Origin of the sequence: Bradyrhizobium sp. CSA112 (genome assembly GCF_029051645.1) — a bacterium.
Classification (GTDB): domain Bacteria; phylum Pseudomonadota; class Alphaproteobacteria; order Rhizobiales; family Xanthobacteraceae; genus Bradyrhizobium.
In genome coordinates, this window is sequence record NZ_JAACFS010000028.1 from 19,066 (window position 1) to 38,355 (window position 19,290).

Annotated in this window: 22 protein-coding genes; 11 read left to right on the forward strand and 11 right to left on the reverse strand. The window is 63.5% G+C overall.

The annotated features are described in order from the left end of the window. Positions 1-7: 7 nt before the first annotated feature. Complete coding sequence (gene hemE / locus GWE18_RS30945) at positions 8-1,054, forward strand: uroporphyrinogen decarboxylase (protein ID WP_275189511.1); 1,047 nt, start codon at positions 8-10, stop codon at positions 1,052-1,054. Between the two features lie 145 nt (positions 1,055-1,199). Here hemE and GWE18_RS30950 read toward each other — a convergent pair whose 3' ends face one another. The 3 genes from GWE18_RS30950 to GWE18_RS30960 all read right to left on the reverse strand — a co-directional run bounded on the left by GWE18_RS30950 (position 1,200) and on the right by GWE18_RS30960 (position 4,141). Next, on the reverse strand, positions 1,200-2,813 hold the full coding sequence (locus GWE18_RS30950) for a choline dehydrogenase (RefSeq protein WP_275189512.1): 1,614 nt from the start codon (positions 2,811-2,813) through the stop codon (positions 1,200-1,202). Between the two features lie 87 nt (positions 2,814-2,900). Continuing rightward, a complete protein-coding gene (locus tag GWE18_RS30955) occupies positions 2,901-3,683 on the reverse strand; it encodes an enoyl-CoA hydratase (RefSeq protein WP_275189513.1) in 783 nt (260 codons plus the stop codon). Further along, on the reverse strand, positions 3,680-4,141 hold the full coding sequence (locus GWE18_RS30960; RefSeq protein ID WP_275189514.1) for a MarR family winged helix-turn-helix transcriptional regulator: 462 nt from the start codon (positions 4,139-4,141) through the stop codon (positions 3,680-3,682). The genes GWE18_RS30955 and GWE18_RS30960 overlap by 4 nt, the downstream gene beginning before the upstream one ends. Positions 4,142-4,327: 186 nt before the next feature. Between GWE18_RS30960 and GWE18_RS30965 the strand changes: the two genes are divergently transcribed. Genes GWE18_RS30965 through GWE18_RS31000 form a run of 8 tightly spaced genes read left to right on the forward strand, consistent with a single transcriptional unit; the run spans position 4,328 to position 11,035 of the window. Then, complete coding sequence (locus GWE18_RS30965) at positions 4,328-5,056, forward strand: FCD domain-containing protein (RefSeq protein WP_275189515.1); 729 nt, start codon at positions 4,328-4,330, stop codon at positions 5,054-5,056. 49 nt (positions 5,057-5,105) lie between these two features. Next, entirely contained in the window at positions 5,106-6,077 is a 972-nt protein-coding gene (locus GWE18_RS30970) for an ABC transporter substrate-binding protein (RefSeq protein WP_275189516.1), read from the forward strand. Positions 6,078-6,087: 10 nt separating this feature from the next. Next, positions 6,088-6,843 carry an ABC transporter permease gene (locus GWE18_RS30975; protein ID WP_275189517.1) on the forward strand — a complete coding sequence of 252 codons (756 nt, stop codon included), beginning with the start codon at positions 6,088-6,090 and terminating at the stop codon, positions 6,841-6,843. Beyond that, positions 6,822-7,619 (forward strand): ABC transporter ATP-binding protein, encoded by a 798-nt coding sequence (locus GWE18_RS30980; RefSeq protein WP_275189518.1) that lies wholly within the window; start codon positions 6,822-6,824, stop codon positions 7,617-7,619. The genes GWE18_RS30975 and GWE18_RS30980 overlap by 22 nt, the downstream gene beginning before the upstream one ends. A gap of 7 nt (positions 7,620-7,626) precedes the next feature. Continuing rightward, positions 7,627-8,424, forward strand: a complete 798-nt coding sequence (locus GWE18_RS30985) for an ABC transporter permease (protein WP_275189519.1) — start codon at positions 7,627-7,629, stop codon at positions 8,422-8,424. A gap of 12 nt (positions 8,425-8,436) precedes the next feature. After that, positions 8,437-9,102, forward strand: coding sequence for a polysaccharide deacetylase family protein (locus GWE18_RS30990; protein WP_275189520.1), 666 nt, complete (start codon positions 8,437-8,439; stop codon positions 9,100-9,102). Continuing rightward, entirely contained in the window at positions 9,099-9,968 is an 870-nt protein-coding gene (locus GWE18_RS30995) for a fumarylacetoacetate hydrolase family protein (RefSeq protein WP_275189521.1), read from the forward strand. The genes GWE18_RS30990 and GWE18_RS30995 overlap by 4 nt, the downstream gene beginning before the upstream one ends. A 26-nt stretch (positions 9,969-9,994) precedes the next feature. Continuing rightward, positions 9,995-11,035 carry a uroporphyrinogen decarboxylase family protein gene (locus GWE18_RS31000; protein ID WP_275189522.1) on the forward strand — a complete coding sequence of 347 codons (1,041 nt, stop codon included), beginning with the start codon at positions 9,995-9,997 and terminating at the stop codon, positions 11,033-11,035. Here the strand turns inward: GWE18_RS31000 and GWE18_RS31005 are convergent. From GWE18_RS31005 to GWE18_RS31035, 7 genes are all read right to left on the reverse strand, one after another. Next, complete coding sequence (locus GWE18_RS31005) at positions 11,028-11,633, reverse strand: nuclear transport factor 2 family protein (RefSeq protein ID WP_275189523.1); 606 nt, start codon at positions 11,631-11,633, stop codon at positions 11,028-11,030. The genes GWE18_RS31000 and GWE18_RS31005 overlap by 8 nt on opposite strands. A gap of 5 nt (positions 11,634-11,638) precedes the next feature. Further along, positions 11,639-11,908 (reverse strand): hypothetical protein, encoded by a 270-nt coding sequence (locus GWE18_RS31010; protein ID WP_057853794.1) that lies wholly within the window; start codon positions 11,906-11,908, stop codon positions 11,639-11,641. Further along, entirely contained in the window at positions 11,905-13,047 is a 1,143-nt protein-coding gene (locus GWE18_RS31015; protein WP_275189524.1) for a DUF2778 domain-containing protein, read from the reverse strand. The genes GWE18_RS31010 and GWE18_RS31015 overlap by 4 nt, the downstream gene beginning before the upstream one ends. Before the next feature lie 66 nt (positions 13,048-13,113). Then, positions 13,114-13,539 carry a DOPA 4,5-dioxygenase family protein gene (locus tag GWE18_RS31020; protein WP_275189525.1) on the reverse strand — a complete coding sequence of 142 codons (426 nt, stop codon included), beginning with the start codon at positions 13,537-13,539 and terminating at the stop codon, positions 13,114-13,116. Between the two features lie 75 nt (positions 13,540-13,614). Next, positions 13,615-14,175 carry a carboxymuconolactone decarboxylase family protein gene (locus GWE18_RS31025; protein WP_275189526.1) on the reverse strand — a complete coding sequence of 187 codons (561 nt, stop codon included), beginning with the start codon at positions 14,173-14,175 and terminating at the stop codon, positions 13,615-13,617. Between the two features lie 96 nt (positions 14,176-14,271). Further along, positions 14,272-14,805, reverse strand: a complete 534-nt coding sequence (locus tag GWE18_RS31030; RefSeq protein ID WP_275189527.1) for a VOC family protein — start codon at positions 14,803-14,805, stop codon at positions 14,272-14,274. A 67-nt stretch (positions 14,806-14,872) separates the two neighbouring features. Next, positions 14,873-15,670 (reverse strand): glucose 1-dehydrogenase, encoded by a 798-nt coding sequence (locus GWE18_RS31035; protein ID WP_275189528.1) that lies wholly within the window; start codon positions 15,668-15,670, stop codon positions 14,873-14,875. A gap of 228 nt (positions 15,671-15,898) precedes the next feature. Between GWE18_RS31035 and GWE18_RS31040 the strand changes: the two genes are divergently transcribed. Both GWE18_RS31040 and GWE18_RS31045 read left to right on the forward strand, forming a co-directional pair. Continuing rightward, a complete protein-coding gene (locus GWE18_RS31040) occupies positions 15,899-16,936 on the forward strand; it encodes a LacI family DNA-binding transcriptional regulator (RefSeq protein WP_275189529.1) in 1,038 nt (345 codons plus the stop codon). A 93-nt stretch (positions 16,937-17,029) separates the two neighbouring features. Further along, positions 17,030-17,998: a tripartite tricarboxylate transporter substrate binding protein gene (locus GWE18_RS31045; protein WP_275189530.1), complete on the forward strand. Its 969-nt coding sequence runs from the start codon at positions 17,030-17,032 to the stop codon at positions 17,996-17,998. Positions 17,999-18,053: 55 nt separating this feature from the next. Here the strand turns inward: GWE18_RS31045 and GWE18_RS31050 are convergent, their stop codons facing one another. Beyond that, positions 18,054-19,274, reverse strand: coding sequence for a cytochrome P450 (locus tag GWE18_RS31050; RefSeq protein WP_275189531.1), 1,221 nt, complete (start codon positions 19,272-19,274; stop codon positions 18,054-18,056). Positions 19,275-19,290 lie beyond the last annotated feature (16 nt).

The window sequence follows — 19,290 nt, forward strand, 5'->3', positions numbered from 1 at the left end:
TTTTCGATTGCCCCAGAAATCCGCCGTGAAACCTTTTATCGAAGTGCTGTCCGGCCGCAGGCAGACGGTGCCGCCGGCATGGATGATGCGCCAGGCCGGCCGCTATCTCCCTGAATATCGCCAGCTGCGCGCCAAGGCGGGGAGTTTTCTCGACCTCTGCTTTACGCCGGAATATGCCGCCGAGGTGACGCTGCAGCCGGTCCGCCGCTTCAATTTCGACGCCGCGATCATCTTTTCCGACATTCTCGTTATCCCCTACGCGCTCGGTCGTTCCGTGCGCTTCGAGGCCGGCGAAGGTCCGCGGCTCGACCCGCTGGACACGCCGGAGCAGGTGACGACGCTGGCACGTGCGGCCGATTTCGCCAAGCTCGAACCGGTCTACGAAGCGCTGCGCCGCGTGCGCCGCGAACTCGCACCCGACATCGCGCTGATCGGCTTCTGTGGCGCGCCATGGACGGTCGCGACCTACATGGTTGCGGGACAGGGCACACCGGATCAGGCGCCGGCGCGGATGATGGCCTATCGCCATCCCGAAGCCTTTGCCAAAATCATCGATGTGCTGGTGGAGAATTCGATTCAGTATCTGCTCGGCCAGCTCAAGGCTGGCGCGGACGCGTTGCAGATCTTCGATACCTGGGCCGGCGTGCTGCCGCCGCGCGAATTCCAGCGCTGGTCGATCGAGCCCGCGCAACGCATCGTCGCCGGCGTGCGCGCGAAAGTGCCTGATGCGAAGATCATCGGCTTTCCGCGCGGCGCGGGCGCGCTGCTGCCGGCCTATGTGGAAGCAACAAACGTCAACGCCGTCAGCATCGACTGGGCGGCCGAGCCGTCATTGATCCGCGAGCGCGTGCAGAACCAAGTCGCGGTGCAGGGTAACCTCGATCCGCTGGCGCTGATCGCGGGCGGCGCCGCGCTCGACCGCGCCGTCGACGACGTGCTGGCGAACTACGCGCAAGGACGGTTGATCTTCAACCTCGGCCACGGCATCCAGCCGGAAACTCCGATCGCCCATGTCGAGCAGATGCTGAAGCGGGTGCGGGCGTATAGAGGTTGAGGTCTGCTTCCTCGGCCCGCTCTTTGCGGGGACGGGGTTGGGGTGAGGGGCTGTCTCCACCAGGTGGTGCGAGTTGATAGACCTGCACCCCCTCACCCGGCGCTTCGCGCCGACCTCTCCCCGCAAGCGGGGTGAGGTTAAGAACCTACCTTGCGTCCTCCAAAATCATATCCGACGCCTTCTCCGCAATCATGATGGTCGGCGCGTTGGTATTGCCGGACATCAGGTCCGGCATGATCGAGGCATCGACCACGCGCAGACCTTCGATGCCGCGGACGCGGAGCCGCTGGTCGACGACGGCGAGCGCATCGCTGCCCATGCGGCAGGTCGAGGTCGGGTGATAGACCGTGCTGCCGGTGCGGCGGCAGAAGTCCAGCAATTCGTCGTCGCTCTGCACTTTCGGCCCGGGATCGACCTCGGCGACCGCGTAAGCCTTCAGTGCAGGGGCTGCGAGGATGTTGCGCAGGATGCGGATGCCGTCGATGAAGGCGCGGCGATCGGTTTCGGTCGCCAGATAGTTGATGCGGATTTCCGGCGGTTGGGAAGGATCGGCGCTCCTGATGCGCAGCGAGCCGCGGCTTTCGGGACGCAACTGGCAGACCGACGCCGTGAAGCCGGAAAGCGCGTGCAGCTTCTCACCCATCTTGTCGGTCGAGAACGGCAGGAAGTGAATCTGGATATCGGGCGACGCCAGCCGCGGGCTGGTCTTGAAGAAGGCGCCCGAGGTGCCGGCCGCGATCGTCAGCGGCCCCTTGCGCAACGCTGCGTACTGGATGCCCGCCATCACCCGGCGTACCGGATTGTTGATGACGTCGTTGAGCGTCACCTTTTGCGCGCAGCGCGTGATCAAGCGTACCTGCATGTGGTCCTGCAGATCATTGCCGACGCCGGGTGCGTCGAGCACGATCTCGATACCATGCTGCTTCAGAAGGTCCGCAGGTCCTACGCCGGAGAGCTGCAGCAATTGCGGCGAATTATACGCGCCGCTGGAGACGAGGATTTCCTTACGCGCCCGCGCGGCGCGCACGCGCCCTTCCTGCTTGTATTCGACTGCCTTCGCACGGCGGCCTTCGAACAGGATGCGCTGCGCCAGCGCGGAAGTCTCGATATGCAGGTTACTGCGGTTTTTCGCCGGGCGCAGATAGGAGAACGCCGTGCTGGCGCGGCGGCCGCGACTTGTCGTGGTCTGGAAAAATCCCGCGCCCTCCTGGGTCGCGCCGTTGAAATCGGGATTGGTCGGAATCCCGGTCTCGGCGGCAGCGACCACAAAGGCTTCCGACAATGGATCGTGATGGCGCCAGTCCGACACCGGCAGCGGACCGCCGGTGCCGTGATATTTGCCGGCGCCGCGCTGCTGGTTCTCGGCCTTCTTGAAATAGGGCAGCACGTCATCATAGCCCCAGCCGGCATTGCCGCGCTGGCGCCAGCGATCGTAGTCCTCGTGCTGCCCGCGCACATAGAGCAACCCGTTGATCGAGCTGGAGCCGCCGAGCACCTTGCCGCGCGGCTGGAACACCTGCCGGCCGTTCAATCCCGGTTCCGGCTCGGTCTGGTACATCCAGTTGACGGACTTTTCCTTGAACAGTTTTCCGTAGCCGAGCGGCACGTGGATCCAGAGATTGGTATCCTTCGGTCCGGCCTCCAATAGCAAGACGGAATGTTTGCCGTCGGCGCTCAGGCGATTGGCGAGCACGCATCCGGCAGAGCCGGCGCCGACGATGACGTAATCGAATTCGGAAGCTTCATTCTTTTTGTTCATTTGTTTCCCCCGCAGGCAACCCGAAAGAGGTAGCGGGGCCGCCACGGGCGGTCAATTGCCTCCTGGTCGCGAGCGGGGAGAAAGCTATTACGCCGGCTGTTTGGCGAGCTTCAAGAAATCCGGCGGCCGGCGTTCGGCGAACGCAACGAAAGCCTCGCGCGCCTCGGCGGTAGTCAGGCGTTCCGCGAAGCGCTCGCTTTCCGCCTTGATCTGGGCGAGGAGCAGCTCCGGATTGCGCATCAGCCGCTTCGTCGTGCTGACGGCGCCCGCCGGTTGTTTCGCCAGCCGCGAGGCGAGCGTCTTCGCCTCGGCATCGAGCTTATCGAGCGGCACCAAGCGATTGGCGAGCCCCCACGCGAGCGCCGATTTGGCATCCACGGCATCGCCGAGCGCGAACATCTCATAGGCGCGTGCGTAACCGATGCGAAGCGGCATCAACAGGCTGGAAGCGGCTTCCGGCACCAGCGCGAGATTAACGAACGGCGTCGACAGCAGCGCATTCTCGGCCAGCACGACCAGATCGCAATGCAGCAGCATCGTGGTGCCGATGCCGACGGCACGTCCCTGCACGGCGGCGACCAGCGGGCGGCTCGATTTTGCAAGCGCCTGCAGGAAACGGCCGACATGCCGCTCACCCTGAAACGCACCTGTCGCCATCGCGGCGAATTCGCCGACGTCGTTACCGGCGGTGAACATATCGCCCTCGCCCCGGATCAGCAGGACGCGAACGGTGGGATCGGTCTCGGCCGCCTCCATGGCGTCGGCCAGCGCGCCGTACATCGCATTCGTCAGCGCGTTCTTCTTGTCGGGCCGCGCCATCGTCAGGCTGAGAATCCCGTCACTCTTCTCGATCTTGATATGCTCGGTCATTCGTCTTCTCCTTTGGGAAATTTACTCTGCAGGCTGGTGAGCCAGCGCGCGACGACATCGATCTCGGCTTCGCTGAATCCTGCGGTGAGGCGCGCATTGACCTCGGCGAGCCCTGCCTTCGACTGCGCCAGCGCGGCGCGCCCAGCTGGTGTCAGCCAAAGCCGCCACGCCCGCCCGTCGTCCGGATCGGCGCGCCGCTTGATCAGGTTCGCCGCCGTCATCCGGTCGACCAATCCACTGATACCGGGCGGCCCAAGATCGAGCGCCGCGCCCGCCTCGCCCATCAGCACGCCGTCGCGCTGGCCCAGAACGAACAGCAACCCCGACTGCGCGGCCGTGACGCCGCTCTGCTGGGTTTGCGCCGCGATCCAGCGCTGCAGCCGACGATGCGCGACATTGAGCAGGAAAACCAGGCGATGCTCGCGGCGGGCGCTCATCCAAAAATCGGGGTCGGACATTTATTTCGCATGCGAACTATCTACATTGGCATTGGATGATTGTCACCTTGATTTCTGAACCCGGTCTTTGGAGAAATGGCGATCGGCGCCTCGCTCGGATTTGAAAATCGCAGTAAAGCCAATGCGCTAGAAAGAAAATCGATTTTCGATTGACGCCTTCAGGTTCACTCGCCAATCTGCGCCGCCATGAGCAGTATCGGGTTGAGTTTTGGTGAGAACCCTGCCGGCGAACGGCCCCGAAGCCTGACGTCCGCCGTTCAGGAGCGGCTACGCGCGGATATTCTCTCGACCCGGCTATTGCCCGGCCAAAAGCTGCATATCGCCGGGCTCGCCAAGCAGTTTTCGGTCAGTCTCGCCGCGGTGCGCGAAGCGCTGTCGCGGCTGGTCGCCGATGGGCTGGTACAGGCTTCCGACCAGCGCGGCTTTCGCGTCAGCCCGGTATCATCAGCCGATCTCAGAGACGTGACGCAAACCCGCGTCGATATCGAAGGGCTGGCGCTGCGGCGTTCGATCGAACGCGGCGATGCGGCCTGGCTTGCCTCGGTGGAGAAATCTTTTACGGCGCTCTGTGCCGTTCCCCATACCTATCCTGACGATCCAACGCATCACTATGAGGAATGGGTGGTGCGGCACCACGTCTTTCACCGCACGCTGGTGAATGCCTGCGGCTCTCAATGGCTGCTCGGCTTCCGCGATGTGCTGCACGAGCAGAGCGAGCGCTACCGGAGGCTCTCGATCCGGCGCAACACCGAAAACTCCCGCGATGTCGAAGCCGAACACGCCGCCATTGTGCATGCCGTGCTCAGGCGCGATGCCGATGCCGCAGTCGCGGCGCTTTCGAAGCATTTCATGACGACCATGCATCTCGTCGAACTCGCCACAGCGAAAGCTTCCGGGGGTGGCGACGTCGGCTGATCGTTCGCTCGAAGACCAAATCAAGAAAAAAGCAAAGGGAAACGTCACAATGAAAATCACGCGACGCCACATCCTGGCAACGATCACGGCAGCGACCGTGCTTGGCGCATCAGCCACTGCACAGGCCGCCGACACCGTCCGCATCGGGCTTCCGACAAAAACCTATTGGCCGACCACGATCGCGGAAACCGCGGTGCGCCAAAAACTGTTCGAGAAGGAAGGTATCACGGCCGAGCTGACGATCTATCGCGGCGGCGCCGAGACGTTCGAGGCGATGGCGGCGGGCGCTGCCGACGTCATTCTCGACGCCACCTCGCTGGTATCGGCCGGGCGTAAGAAGGGCGTGAACTACAAAGTGCTCGCCAGTGCCGCTACGGGCTACTACGGCTGGCAGTTGATGACGCTTTCGAAATCGACGCTCGGCGTCAAGGATTTGGCCGGCAAGAAGGTTGCGATCACCTCGGCGGGCTCCGGCTCCGACCTCTTGGCGCTGTGGACCCAGCAGGACAAGAAGATCGAATTCACCCGCGTTCCCGTCGGCGGCGGCGGCCTGGTGCCGAACCTGCTCGCCAGCAATGTCGACGCGGCCGTGGTCTATTCGCCGCTGAGCTTCCAGATCTCCAAATCGGGCGAAGCGCGCACCATCCTCGACTTCTCCAAGGAAGTGCCGCCGAACCTCGCCGCAGGCTGGATCGCACTCGACAAGTACGTGCAGGAAAAGCCGCAGCTGGTGCAGAAGACGCTGAATGCGCTCTACGGCGCGCTGACGTTCATGCGCGCCAACAAGGACGCTTCCGTCAAGCTGATCACCGAGCTCTATGAAATTCCTGCCGAGATCGCGGCACTGGAATACGAGAACACCATCATGAAGCTGGAAACCGACGGCAGCATGGAGGGTGCGAAGATTCCGGAGCAGCTTCAGCTCGCGCTCGACATGGCCAAGGCCGGCGGCATGAAGGATCTAGGCCCGGCATCGGAGATCATCTCGACGCAGTTCAAGCCGGTTCCAACCAAATTCTGAGGCCTACGCGATGCAAAGCGGGCCAGGCGTAAAGGCTGCGCGGGTCGCCATTTTGGTGGCGCTGTTTGCGATATGGGAAATCCTGTCGCGGACCGGCATCGTCAATCCGCGCCTGCTTCCTTCTGCCTCTGACACGCTGATGACGCTCAGCGACCTCCTGCAGCGCGCCAGCGTGCGCAAGGACCTTGCCGTCACCGCGACCGAAGTGGTGACCGCATTCGCGCTCGCCGTTCCCGTCGGCGCGCTGATCGGCTTCCTGATCGCGGAGAACCGCTATTTTGCCGACGTGGCAAAACCCCTGCTGTTCTTCGCCTTCAGCATTCCGAAATCGATCTTCCTGCCGATGTTCATCCTGGTGTTCGGCGTCGGCTTTGCCCAGAAGGTCGGCTTCGGTTTCTTCTCGACCATATTCATCGTGATCATGTCGACCACGACGGCGGTGGAGTCGGTCAAGGTCGAGCATCTGACCGTCGCACGCTCCTATGGCGCGACGCCGATGCAGACCGCGTTCCGCGTTTATCTGCCGAGCATGCTTCCAGTGCTTCTGGAGGCGCTGCGGATCTCGATGATCTTCAATCTCACCGGCATCATCCTCGCCGAAATGTACGCCTCGCGCGATGGCATCGGGCACCAGATCGCGACTTGGGGTGAGAATTTCCAGATGAAGCAATTGCTGGCCGGCGTAGTGATGATCGCCGCCATCGCGATTGCCTTCAACGAACTGGTCAGATGGGTGGAAACACGATGCAGCCATTGGCGAACATAACCCTGCTAAAGCCGGCAGGCGCGATCGAGGTCCGCAATGTCGGGCAGGTCTTCAAGACCACGACGCAGGACGTTGTCGCGCTTGAGGACGTTTCGCTCGACGTCAAGCCCGGCCGCTTCGTCGTGCTGGTCGGCCCGAGCGGCTGCGGCAAGTCCACGCTTCTGATGATGATGGCCGGCCTGCGCCAGCAGACCTCAGGCACCATCACCATCAGCGGCGCGCCGATCCCCGAGCCCGATCCGAACCGGGTCGGCGTCGTCTTTCAGGAAGCGAGTCTCTTTCCCTGGCTGACGGCGGAAGAAAACGTCGAGTTTCCGCTGGCGCTACGCGGCATTACCAAGAGCGATCGCCGCGCCAGGGCGCAAGACGCCCTGAAGCTGGTCGGCCTCGACGGCTTCGGCAAGCGTCATCCGCATGAATTGTCCGGCGGCATGAAGCAGCGCGTCTCGATCGCGCGCGGGCTGGTGCAGGACCCGCCGGTACTGCTGATGGACGAACCGTTCGCAGCGCTCGACGAACAGACCCGTATGACCATGGGCGACGAATTGCTACGCATCTGGGCCGCGACCGGCAAAACCGTAGTGTTCGTCACCCACAGCCTGACCGAAGCCGTCTATCTCGCCGACGAAGTGATCGTGATGTCGCCGCGGCCCGGCCGGATCGTCGATCACCTTCAAGTCTCGCTGCCGCGTCCTCGCACCTACGAGATGCTGAGCGGCGACACGTTCGGAAGCCTGCGCGACCGCATCTGGCGGCATATCCGCAAATCGGCGTGAGGCTGACATGAGCGCCGCAACGCTTCGAAGACTAATCGTGATCAGCCTCATCGCTCTGTGGGAGATCCTGCCGCGCGCCGGCTTCATTCCCGAGCTGTTCCTGCCGTCGCTGTCGTCGACGCTCGCCGCCGGCTGGAACGAGGCAGGCGAATACGGCCATGCGCTTGCGGTCACGCTCTACGAGGTCGCGATCTCGATGGCGTTCGCCTGCGGCGGCGGCATCCTGCTCGGCGCCATCGTCGGCAGCCTGCCGCGGCCGCGCATCCTGATCATGCCGATGGTATCGAGTCTCTACGCGGTGCCGCTGGTCATCCTCTATCCGGTCTTCACGATCTGGCTCGGTATCGGCTCGGAATCCAAGATCGCATTCGCCTCGATCTACGGCTTCCTGCCGACAATGCTGGCCACCGCCGCCGGCATCCAGACCATCGATCCGCAGTTGCTGCTGGCCGCCCGCAGCATGGGCGCGACGCTGAGCCAGCGGCTGGTTCGCGTAATCATTCCGGCGGCGATCCCGACCGTGCTGTCCGGCCTGCGCGTCGGCGGTGCGCTCGTGATCGTCGGCGTTGTCGTGTCGGAGATGCTGATTTCGTCCGCCGGTATCGGCTATCTGATCTCCCGCTACCGCACCATCCTCGACAGCCCGCATGTATTCGCCGGCGTGCTGCTGGTGCTGGCGATGGCGATTGCCTTCAACGCCGCCATCAAATGGATCGAGCGCAAGGCCGCAATCTGGCAGACCGGCACCCGCGCAGGGCAAAGCGCGGAAGAAATCGCGCCCGCGGCCCTGCAGCCTGCTACCTGACGGAGTGTTCGCGTGTTCGACCTGACGCTGACATTCGACAACGGTCCCGAACCCGGCGTGACGCCGCTCGTGCTCGATATCTTGCGCGGACGCGGCATCAAAGCGACCTTTTTCGTGATCGGCGAGAAGCTTGGCGACCCCGAACGCCGCCGGCTTGCGGCCCGGGCCCATGATGAAGGCCACTGGATCGGCAATCACACTTTTACGCATTCGGTACCGCTCGGGCAGCAGCGCGGCGCGGAGACGGCGCAAAACGAGATCGGGCGGACGCAGGATGCGATCGGCGACCTCGCGCACCCACAGCGATGGTTTCGTCCGTTCGGCGGCGGCGGCAATCTCGACGAGCGCCTGTTGAAGCCTTCCGTCGTCGATTACCTCACCCGCAACAAGCATAGCTGCGTGCTCTGGAACGCGATCCCGCGCGACTGGGACGATCCCGACGGCTGGCCCGACCGGGCTCTGGAGCTGTGCCGGTCGCAGCCGTGGAGTCTCATGGTTCTGCACGACCTGCCGAGCGGCGCGATGGACCATCTCGAAGGCTTCATCGATTGCGCCGGGAAAGCCGGCGCGCGTTTCCGTCAGGATTTTCCGCCCGAATGCGTCCCGATCCGCTCCGGCGGAATCGTACGCCCCATCGACTCCTATGTTTCCTCCATCGAAGAAAGTGCCAAACAATGAAGATCGCGAGTTTCAAGGCCAGTCAGACCGCAACCTACGGCCTGGTGACAAACGCCGGCATCATCGACGCCGGCAAGCGGCTGAAGCAGTGGCCAAGCCTGAAGGCGTTGCTCGCGAACGGATCGCTCGACGCGCTGAAGGCGCTGCAAAGCGAACCTCCCGACTACGCGCTGGCCGAAATCGAATTGCTGCCGACCGTTCCCGATCCGGACAAGATCTTCTGTATCGGCGTCAACTATGCCACGCACCTCGCCGAAAGCGGCCATCCCACGCCGCCGCATCCGATGATTTTCACCCGCTTTGCCAACAGCCAGGTCGGCGGCGGCCAGCCGATGATCCGGCCACTCGAATCCGAGCGCTTCGACTATGAGGGTGAGATGGCCGTCATCATCGGCAAGGCGGGCCGCCGCATCTTGCGCGAGGCGGCACTCGCGCATGTCGCGGGCTATGCCTGCTACAATGACGGCAGCATCCGCGACTGGCAGCGCCACACCTCGCAATTCGCGCCGGGCAAGAATTTCGTCGGCACCGGCGGGTTCGGGCCATGGATGGTCACCACAGACGAAATTCCTGATATCAGCAAGCAGACGATTGCGACCCGCCTCAACGGCGTCGAGGTGCAGGCAGCACCCATCTCGGACCTCGTGTTCGACGTCCCTGCCCTGATCGCCTATTGCTCGACCTTCACCGAGCTCGTCCCCGGCGATGTCATCGTCACCGGCACCACCGGCGGCGTCGGCGCCTATCGCACACCGCCGCTCTGGATGAAGGATGGTGACGTGGTCGAGGTCGAGGTCTCCGGCATCGGCGTACTGCGCAATCCGGTCAAGGATGAGGTTGCGGCCACGGCGACGCGTGCGGCTTGAGCATTGAGAAAGCAAGGAAGACACTCATGAACCTGCCAAAGCACTTGCTGCCGACCACGGTCGTGGGCAGCTATCCGCAGCCGGAATGGCTGGTCGATCGCGCGATGCTGTCGAAGGTGGTGCCGCGCACGCGCATGCATGCGATGTGGCGGCTTCCGGCCGAGCATCTGGAGGAAGCTCAGGACGACGCCACCATTGTTGCGATCAGGGACATGGAACGCGCCGGGATCGACATCGTGACCGACGGCGAAATCCGCCGCGAAAGCTATTCCAACCGCTTTGCAACCGCGCTTGACGGCATCGACGACGAAAATCCAGCGATGATCACCTCGCGCAGTGGACACGAAACGCCGGTGCCGCGTGTGGTCGGCCCGGTAAAACGTCGCGGCCCGGTCGAGCTGCACGACATGGAATTTCTTCGGGAGAACACCGATCGCGCGGCCAAGATCACCCTGCCTGGCCCGTTCACGATGAGCCAGCAGGCGAAGAACGAGTACTACAAGGATGACGAAGAGCTGGCGATGGCCTTCGCCGCCGCCGTCAACGCCGAAGCGCTCGACCTGCAGAAAGCGGGGGCCGACGTGATCCAGCTCGACGAGCCCTGGGTCCGCAACAACCCGGACCTCGCCCGCCGCTACGCCGTCAAGGCCATCAACCGCGCGCTCGAGGGCATCACCGTGCCGACGGTGGTGCATCTGTGCTTCGGCTATGCTGCCGTCGTGCCCGGCTCGACCAAGCCGGCCGGCTATTCCTTCCTCGCCGAACTCGCCGACACCAATGCCGAGCAAATCTCCATCGAGGCGGCGCAGCCGAAGCTCGATCTCGGTGTGCTCAAGGATCTGTCGTCGAAGAAGATCATGCTCGGCGTGCTCGACCTCGGTAATCCCGAGATCGAATCCACCGATGTGGTGGCCGGCCGGATCCGCAACGGGCTGAAGCACGTCGCGGCGGATCGCCTCGTCGTCGCTCCCGACTGCGGCATGAAGTACATGCCGCGGCACGTTGCGTTCGGAAAACTGAAGGCGATGTGCGACGCGGCGGCGATCGTCCGCAAGGAGATCAGCTAAGCGGCTCGCCCCGCAGCCACGCGGCGCCACGCGCATACAATGCCTCGACTTCGGGCCCTTTCAGCCCCGGCATGTCGCGCTTCACCGTGTAGCCGATACGGGTCTGCAAATATGCGAGGTGCCGGTAGCCCGGCGGAAACTGCTCGAGCAGCGCCTTGTCGAGAACGGGTACCGCACCGGGCGCGACGGGGTCCATCCGATCCTTCTCATAGATCGGCTGGCGCAGCACGATGCCCCACCGCCCTGCACGCTTTTCCAGAAAATCGTAGAACCTGCCGGTGCAGAGCACGTCGCACAGCACGCCCTCGACCTCGGCGCGCTGCGAGATCGTCATCTTGGCCTGCGAGATCGCGCGGTGTCCTGCGAGATCGACCGAGATGCCGCCGAGGAAATGCAGGATGCTGACGCCCTTGGCCCAGGCCTGCTTGCTGATCTCGATGAACTCGTCGCCGGTGCCCTGCGTCCAGGTCGCCATCATGCGGCCGTCCGGATGCCAGACCGTGCGGAAGCGCTCCCAGTCTCCGGCATCGCGCCAGATCGCCCAGTTCTGCAGCAACTCCCGGATCAGGCGGTCGTCTTCGATTTCGCTTGCGGCCATGGGACTCACAGTAGTTTCGCGCGGACGAACAGCGCACGCAGCGCATTGGTCGCCTGTACGGTCAGCATCGCGTTATCAGCGGCGCCCTGCAGCGCGTGCACGGCATCGGCGTGCAGCGCGCGGAATTCGATCCATTCGACCGAGCTGAGATTGGTGATGAAGCGATAGGCCTGGCCGACGGTGCCGATCGACACCGTCTTGCCGTTCAGGTTGATCTTGAAAACCGCACGCAGCGGCGTGTCGGAAGCGGCGGTATCGCCTGCGACTGCGCTCATGACGGGGACGGTGAACGCCGCGCCGCAGTGAGGCCTTCGCGCATGCTCGGCACCACGACGAGGCGCTTGACCTCGCCGTTCCGATACGCCACCAGGAACCTATCATAGTCCTTGATCGAGACGCAGCCGTTGGAGTCGCCGTTGGGGCCGAGCAAATAGCTGTGCACGAGCAGCCCCGTTCGCCCGTGCATTTCGTTTTCGCCCACGGGAGTCATGCGCAGCGCCGCGACACCATGAAACAGCTTTTCACGCGGCTTAAGGTCGTAGATGTTCGGCGGCGTCGCGCCGACCATGCGCTGGTCGACATACGCCGGATTGTCCATCAGGCCGCCCAGCCCTGAGTGTGCCTCGAGCTTGGTGCCGTTCGGCAGGTAAACGGCGCGGGCCGAAATGTCGTAGACCGCCGTCTGACTGTCGTAGCCGAGCGCCGTCAGATCCTTGCGTTCGCCGAGCAGCCCGTCCCCCGGCGTCAGCGACGCCAGCGAGAAGCGCATCGGCACCAGATCGGCGATCTTCTCGAACATGGTGCGGTTATCCGACGACGACGGCGGCGGCGGATCGCTTCTCGCCGACTGAAGGTTGGCCAGGACCGGCCGAGACCTCGGGAGCGGGATGGCTGCCTCGACCGTCGGGGCGGGCGGCGGGGGCTGCACGTTCTCCTCACGCGATTGCTCCTCGCGCGATTGTCCGCCCAACAGGATTTCGATGTAGGCGAACTCCGCATCGAAGTCCGCGCGCTGGGGGCGGGCGGCGGCACGCCAGGGGTAGTTGATGGCGAGCGAACGGCGCACCGAGGCGTGGCCGAAGCGCTCGTCGAACGAGGATGTGCTGCCGACATTCGCGGATGCGGGCTTGACCAAGCCGACCACATCGAAATCGGTTACCCAGACCGCCAGCCCCAACGCCATGGCAAGCGCCGCGACGCCGAATGCCGCTTCACGCAACAATCGACTACCGCGGCTTGACGTAAGCCTGGCTGCGCTGGTCGCCCTTTTATCCATCCGTCCCCGGCTCGGCGCGGCTTTCGGAATCTCGTCTGATTCCGAGAGGGATTCACCGAATAATTCCCAACATAATGCAAGCCAAAGTAAGGCATAATCGAGACAGGCTGCAACAGCCGTCCTGCCCGGGCCGGCCAAATCCCCAGCCCTGCACGGGCGCCGTGGTGGTAAAATGCGCACGCGGCTTGCGGGGGGAGGCTGCAATCAGGGCCGGAGAGTCGGGCTGGTATTCGGTACCGGCGCCTGCTCCATCTCCGCGTGCTCCGGCAGCTTGTCGGCATGCACGGAGAGCGCTGGCCCGATCCAGATCGGATCGGCGAGATGGTCCCTGCGCGGGTTGGTGGTGTTGGGATGCACCAGAACGCTTAGATTGCCGTGATTGAGCATCAGCCACGGGACCAATTCGGGAAATATCTCCCGGGCAAAGGCCACCTGGTACATGGCCTGGTCGTGCGGACCGACCTTGACGTCGTGCCACCGCCCGAGCGTGACCGAGAAGCGCTCGCCGATCCAGGTGCGCAACCGCTCGGCTTCGCCCCGTGTCGTCGCCGGGTCGTAGTAGACATGGGCGTGATAGCTGGCGATCTCCCGCAATGGTCGCGGACCGCCCGACCCCTGATCACCCGTCATTGCACGCTCCGCGCCATGGTTGCTCTTGGACCGCCCGATGATCGCCGCAAGCCGCGGCGTGGTCAATGCGTAGCGTCAGCCCGATCGCTTCCGGCTGCTCTCGAAGACGGTCATACCGGCGGCCGGGTCGAGATCAACCTCGGTCGCTTCCGTCAGGCGCGCCATCGTCATGTAGAAGCCGATTGCGAGGATCGATTCGACGATCTCCTGCTCGCTGAACTGCTGGCGCATCGCGGCGAACACCGGCTCGGCGACGCGCACATTCTCGATCACTTCCCGGCCAAACGCCAGCAGCGCCTTTTCCGCAGCATTGAACGCGGCATCCTCGTACTTGCCTTGTTCGATGCAGTCGATCTGCCGCTGCGTGACACCCACGCCGAGCGCGATCGGAACATGCTGCCGCCACTCATAGGCACCATGCTCCCACTGCGCGACCTGAAGGATCAGCAATTCGCGGTTGACGTGGCTGAGCTTCTGGCGATGCAGGATCGAATTGGCAAAACGCATCGCCGGAATGAAATTGGCCTCGGCATGCGCCATCATCCGGAAGATGTTCAGCACGACCGGCATCCTGTCAAAGGACGCCCGCACGTCGCCGCTGGTCGCCGCCGGATCGATCAGGGGAAGTCTTGCCATCCTCTTGTTTCCTTATGTTTGCCGTTGCTTTTACCGCTGAAGACCCGAAGACCTGCGGCTGTCGCTCGAACCTTACCAACACGAGCTACGCACCGTTCAGCGTCCGCCGACTTCGCGGATAGGATCGGAGCCGTCCCACCCGGCAGCGACCCGACGGATGTGCTCGAAGAAGCTGCCCTTGCTGCCGCTGATGTCTGAAATCTCCACTACGGTGCCGGGATGGGCCTGGGTATCGAAATAGGCGAAGCGACCCTGCTCGCCACCGATCTGGCCCTCGTGTCCCACCTTGTAGCCAAGCGACAGCGCGCGGTCGTAGAGGGCCTGATAGTCCCGGGTCCAATACGACATGTGCTGCAGCCCTTCGCAGCCGGAGTCGAGAAACTCCTTGTACATCGAGGGCGCGTCGTTGCGCTGCTGGATCAATTCGATCTGGAGATCGCCGGAATTGGCCAACGCCACGCTCATCTCCATGGCGGAGTCCTGACCGCGATGGCGAAAGTAGTCGGTTTTGACCCGATCGATATAGTACCAGGGCCCGACCCCCATCACATTGACCCAGTGGTCCATGGCGGCGCGGATATCCCGCACTACATAGCCGTTCTGGCAGACTGCACCAAAGATACGACTCATGACGACCTCCCGTCTGCTTGGCGGCGGCACATCTTTCCCGCCTTTCATTCTTCCTGAGCCCTGACGCTCAGCCGATCGACCTGCCGCCGTCGATGACGAGCTCGGTACCGGTGACGTAGCGGCTCTCGTCGCTGGCGAGCCACAGAATGCCGTTGGCGATATCTTCAGGTGCGGCTTTGTACCCAAGCGGGACGGCACGTTCGGTGAGCTTATCCAGCGTCGGCCCACGTTCCCGTCCGCCATTCGAGCCATCTTCGACGGTGCCGATCAACGTGTCCCAGATGGCGGTTTCGGTGATGCCGGGGTGCAGCGAGTTGACGCGGACACCGTCCTTGGCGGCCGCGCATTCCAGCGCGACCGATTTCGTGAACAGCCGCACGCCACCCTTGGTCGCGCAATAGCCGGAGACGTTCGGCGATGCCTTGATGCCCGCAATCGAGGAAACGTTGATGATGCTTCCCCCTCCGCCCTCGCGCATCAGCGGGAGCGAATGCTTCACGCCGAGGAAGACGCCGTCCAGATTGACAGCCACCTGCCGCTTCCAGTCGGCGAAGGCCATATCGACCACGGGGCCCGAGAGGCCTATCCCGGCATTGTTGACGAGAATGTCGAGCCTGCCGAACCTTGCCCGGGTCTGGGCCACGACCGACTGCCAGTCTTCCTCGCTTGTCACATCGTGGTGGTAGTACTCGCACTCATATCCGGCGACACGCAATTCGCGCAGCAGGCTGACGCCCTTCTCGTCCTGCAGGTCTGTTGCGATGATCTTTGCGCCCTCGCGTGCCAGCACCAGGGCTGCGCTGCGCCCGATGCCGTTGGCCGCGCCGGTCACAAGGGCCACTTTTCCTTCGACACGCCGTGTCATGGCTTAATCCGCTTCCCACCTGCGGCCGTTCGGCCGTCTTGTTATCAATCGGGCGCACAGCGCGTTTGCCGGTGTTCCTCCCGGCATTTCCTGGAAACGTTTCCATACTTTGTCTTAAGCTGTTCTGCAAGGCAGGTATTTTATAGCCATGCTGCTTGAATATCGTTTCCAGAATGCGTTAGGCTTCCGTCACTTGCGCCGATTGGTGATGCTCAAGGGAGTTCTGTAATGTCGTTGCGCCAGGCTCAGCCTGCACGACCGACGATCCGCGACGTCGCCGCCCAGGCTGGCGTATCGGTCAGCAGCGTCAGCCGGGTCCTGAACGGCGAGCCGCACACCAGCCCGGAATTGCATGCGCGGATCATGCGGGCGGTCACCCGCCTGCGCTTCGAGCCGCATTCCGCGGCGCAGGCCTTGCGTTCGCGTGAGAGCAAGACAATCGGCTGCATGGTCTCCGACCTCTCCAACCCGCTCTACAGCGAGATGATCAATGGCGCGGAGGAAGAATTCCAGCGCGCCGGCTATGTCCTGATGCTCGCCGCAACCCGGCACGAGGAAGACCGCGAGACGGCGTTCGTATCAGCGGTGCGCCGGCGGCGCATGGACGGATTGCTGCTGTTCGCCGGCGACAACGCCCACACGGATTTCACCGGTGCGCTCGCAAACCTGGAGCTGCCCTGCGTGGCGATCGATCGCGAGGTGCCGGGCGTCCCATCGGTGCGAGCGGACCATCGCGGCGGCGGCCTAGAAATCACGCGCTATCTCATCGGGCTCGGCCATCGCCGTATCGCGCTCCTCACCGCACGCGCGGCGTTGCTGCCGAGTTCGGAGCGGCTTGCCGGCTATCGCCAGGCGCATGCCGAAGCAAAGCTCGAGGTCGACCCCGATTTGATCCGGCCGCAAACCCAAGGGTCGAGCATTGCGTTCAGCGACGTCTGCCAGTTGCTGCGAGGCCCCAACCGTCCGACCGCGATTATTACGCTGGGGACGCACATGCTGGCCGGCGTGATGGACGCACTCTCCAGCACCGGCCTGCGCTATCCTGACGACGTCTCGCTGGTGTGCATCGGCGACACTGATCTCGCCCGGCATGCAACGCCGGGCATCTCTGCGTTGACCTGGGACCTGGACCAGATGGGCCGGGTCGCCGCCAACATCCTGCTGGAGCGCATCCGCGGCGGCGACGAGGCGCGGAAGATACGGCCGGTCTATCTGCCGACACGATTCATCCTTCGGCACTCTGGCGCCAAGCCGCGCGCGCCCTGATCGCGCGACGGCATTACCGATTTCCACGACCGGCGAAGAACGCTGGCGACGAACGACCAAAACAAAAAATGGGAAACCCAGGGAGTAGAGTAAATGAAATTACGCGCAATAATGCTTTCGCTGCTTACGTTCGCGTCAGTGGCATGTCCGGCCCGCGCCGAGGACGCGGCCGACTACCCCTCCAAGAAGATCAAGATGCTGTTGCCGTTCGGGGCCGGTGGCGGCGGCGACGTGCTCGGCCGGCTGCTTGCCGACCGGATGGCCAAACGTCTCGGGCAAACCATCTACGTCGAAAACCGCACCGGCGCCGCAGGCACCATCGGCGCGCAGCAGGCGGCAACCTCTCCGGCCGATGGTTACACCATCACGATCGGAGGCATGACCACCCACGTACTCGCGCCGGCGGTCTATCCGAACCTGCCCTACGATCCGATCAAGGATTTTACGACCATCGGTCGTATCGGAACATCATCCATCCTGCTCATCGCGACGAAGGATTTTGCCGCCAACGATCTGCGCGGCCTGACCGAGCTATCGAAGAAGGGCGAGCCGATCCAGTATGGAAGCTGGGGCGTCGGCTCGACTGGACATTTCTGCGGCGAAATCCTCTCTCAGAAAGCGGGCGTCCGTCTACAGCATGTCCCGTTCAGCGGCGCGGCCAAACTGGCCAACGATCTCATGGGCGGGCACGTCTCGGTGGGACTGGTCGACATGGCGACCGGGACGCCGCTGGTGAAGGATGGAAAACTGAAGGCGCTTGCGGTCTGCGGGGGACGATCTCCGAGCCTGCCGGAGGTTGCAAGCTACAAGGAGCAAGGCGTCGACTTCGAACGAAGCCTGTCCTGGGTAATGTATGCGCCCTCGGGCGTTCCCGCTCCGATCGCGCAAAAAATTTCTACCGCGTTGAAGGAGTCGCTAGCCGAGACCGACATCACCGAGAAGCTGCTGGCGCTCGGCATCTCGGCGGACTTCATCGCAGGAGACCAGCAGCGCGACATCAACGCCCGCGATATCGAGGCTTGGAAGAAAGTCGCGAGCGACGCAAAGATCGAGGTCAAGTAGCGGCAAAAAAGAGGGTCGAGAAAAATCGACCCTCCCTACCTCATCTGTGGAGCGCTCAATTCGCCTTGCCGAACAGCATGGGCAATTGGCGCGGGCCGCGCACGGTACCTTCCGACCAGGTGACCTTGCCAGCCGGGTCTAGCCTGAAATCCGGAATCCGCTTCAGCCATTCCTCGATCGCAACTGTCATTTCCATGCGCGCAAGGTTGGAGCCGACGCAGCGGTGAATGCCGAGGCCGAACGCCGCGTGGCGGTTCTCCTTGCGGTCGATCACCACCTTGTCGGCATTGGGGAACATCGACGGATCGCGGTTGGCGGCCGGGAACGACAGCAGCACCATGTTGCCGGGCTTGACCGGGCAGCCGCTGACAGTCGTCTCCTTCATCACTTCGCGCGCCATCGTCACCGGCGAATAAGCGCGCAGCAGCTCTTCGACCGCGAGTGGCATCAGCTCCGGCTCCTTGACCAGGCGCTCGCGGTCCGCCGGCGTCTTCGCCAGATGCCAGAGCGAGGAGCCGATCGCGCTCCAGGTGGTGTCAATGCCGGCGATCAGCAGCAGCCGCAGCGAACCCAGCACATGCTCGTCCGCCAGCGGATTTCCATCCTTGTCCCTCGCATTCATCAGCGTCGAGATCAGGTCGTCTGTCGGATTCTGTTTGCGATGCTCGATGTGGCCGGCGAAATAGCCGGTCATCTCCTTCACCGCCTCCATCAGCGCGTTGTCGTCCTTGATGCCGAGTTCGAGGATGCCGTGAATCCACTTGATGAAGAGATCGCCATCCTTCTCGGGGATCCCAAGCATATGCGCGATGGCGCGGACCGGAACGTGCTTGGTGTATCGCGCGGCAGCGTCGCATTTGCCATCGGCGATGAACTCGTCGATCAGCTCGTTGCAGATGGCGCGCACCCGCGGCTCGAGCTTCTTCATTGCGTCCGGCGTGAACGGCGGCAACAGCAATTGCTTGGCAGGCTTGTGCTCGGGCGGATCGGAGGTGATCGGCGGCGCTCTCGCCGTGATCTCCGGCCGCACATCACGCACGATGACACGCCGGGAAGAAAAGTGGTCGGTATCGTAGGCGATTTCCTTCACCGCCTGGTAGGTGGTCGGCATGTAGCAGCCGAGGAACCGCTCGGTGTGAACGACCGGCGAAGCCGCACGCAGCTTTTCCCAGATCGGAAACGGGTTTTCCGTCCAGGTCGGATCGGTGTGATCGAAATCGTTGACCCAGTCGGTTACCGGCGGATGTTCGGGCATGATGCTGGCGGAATCGGACATCGGAGCAAATCCTCTG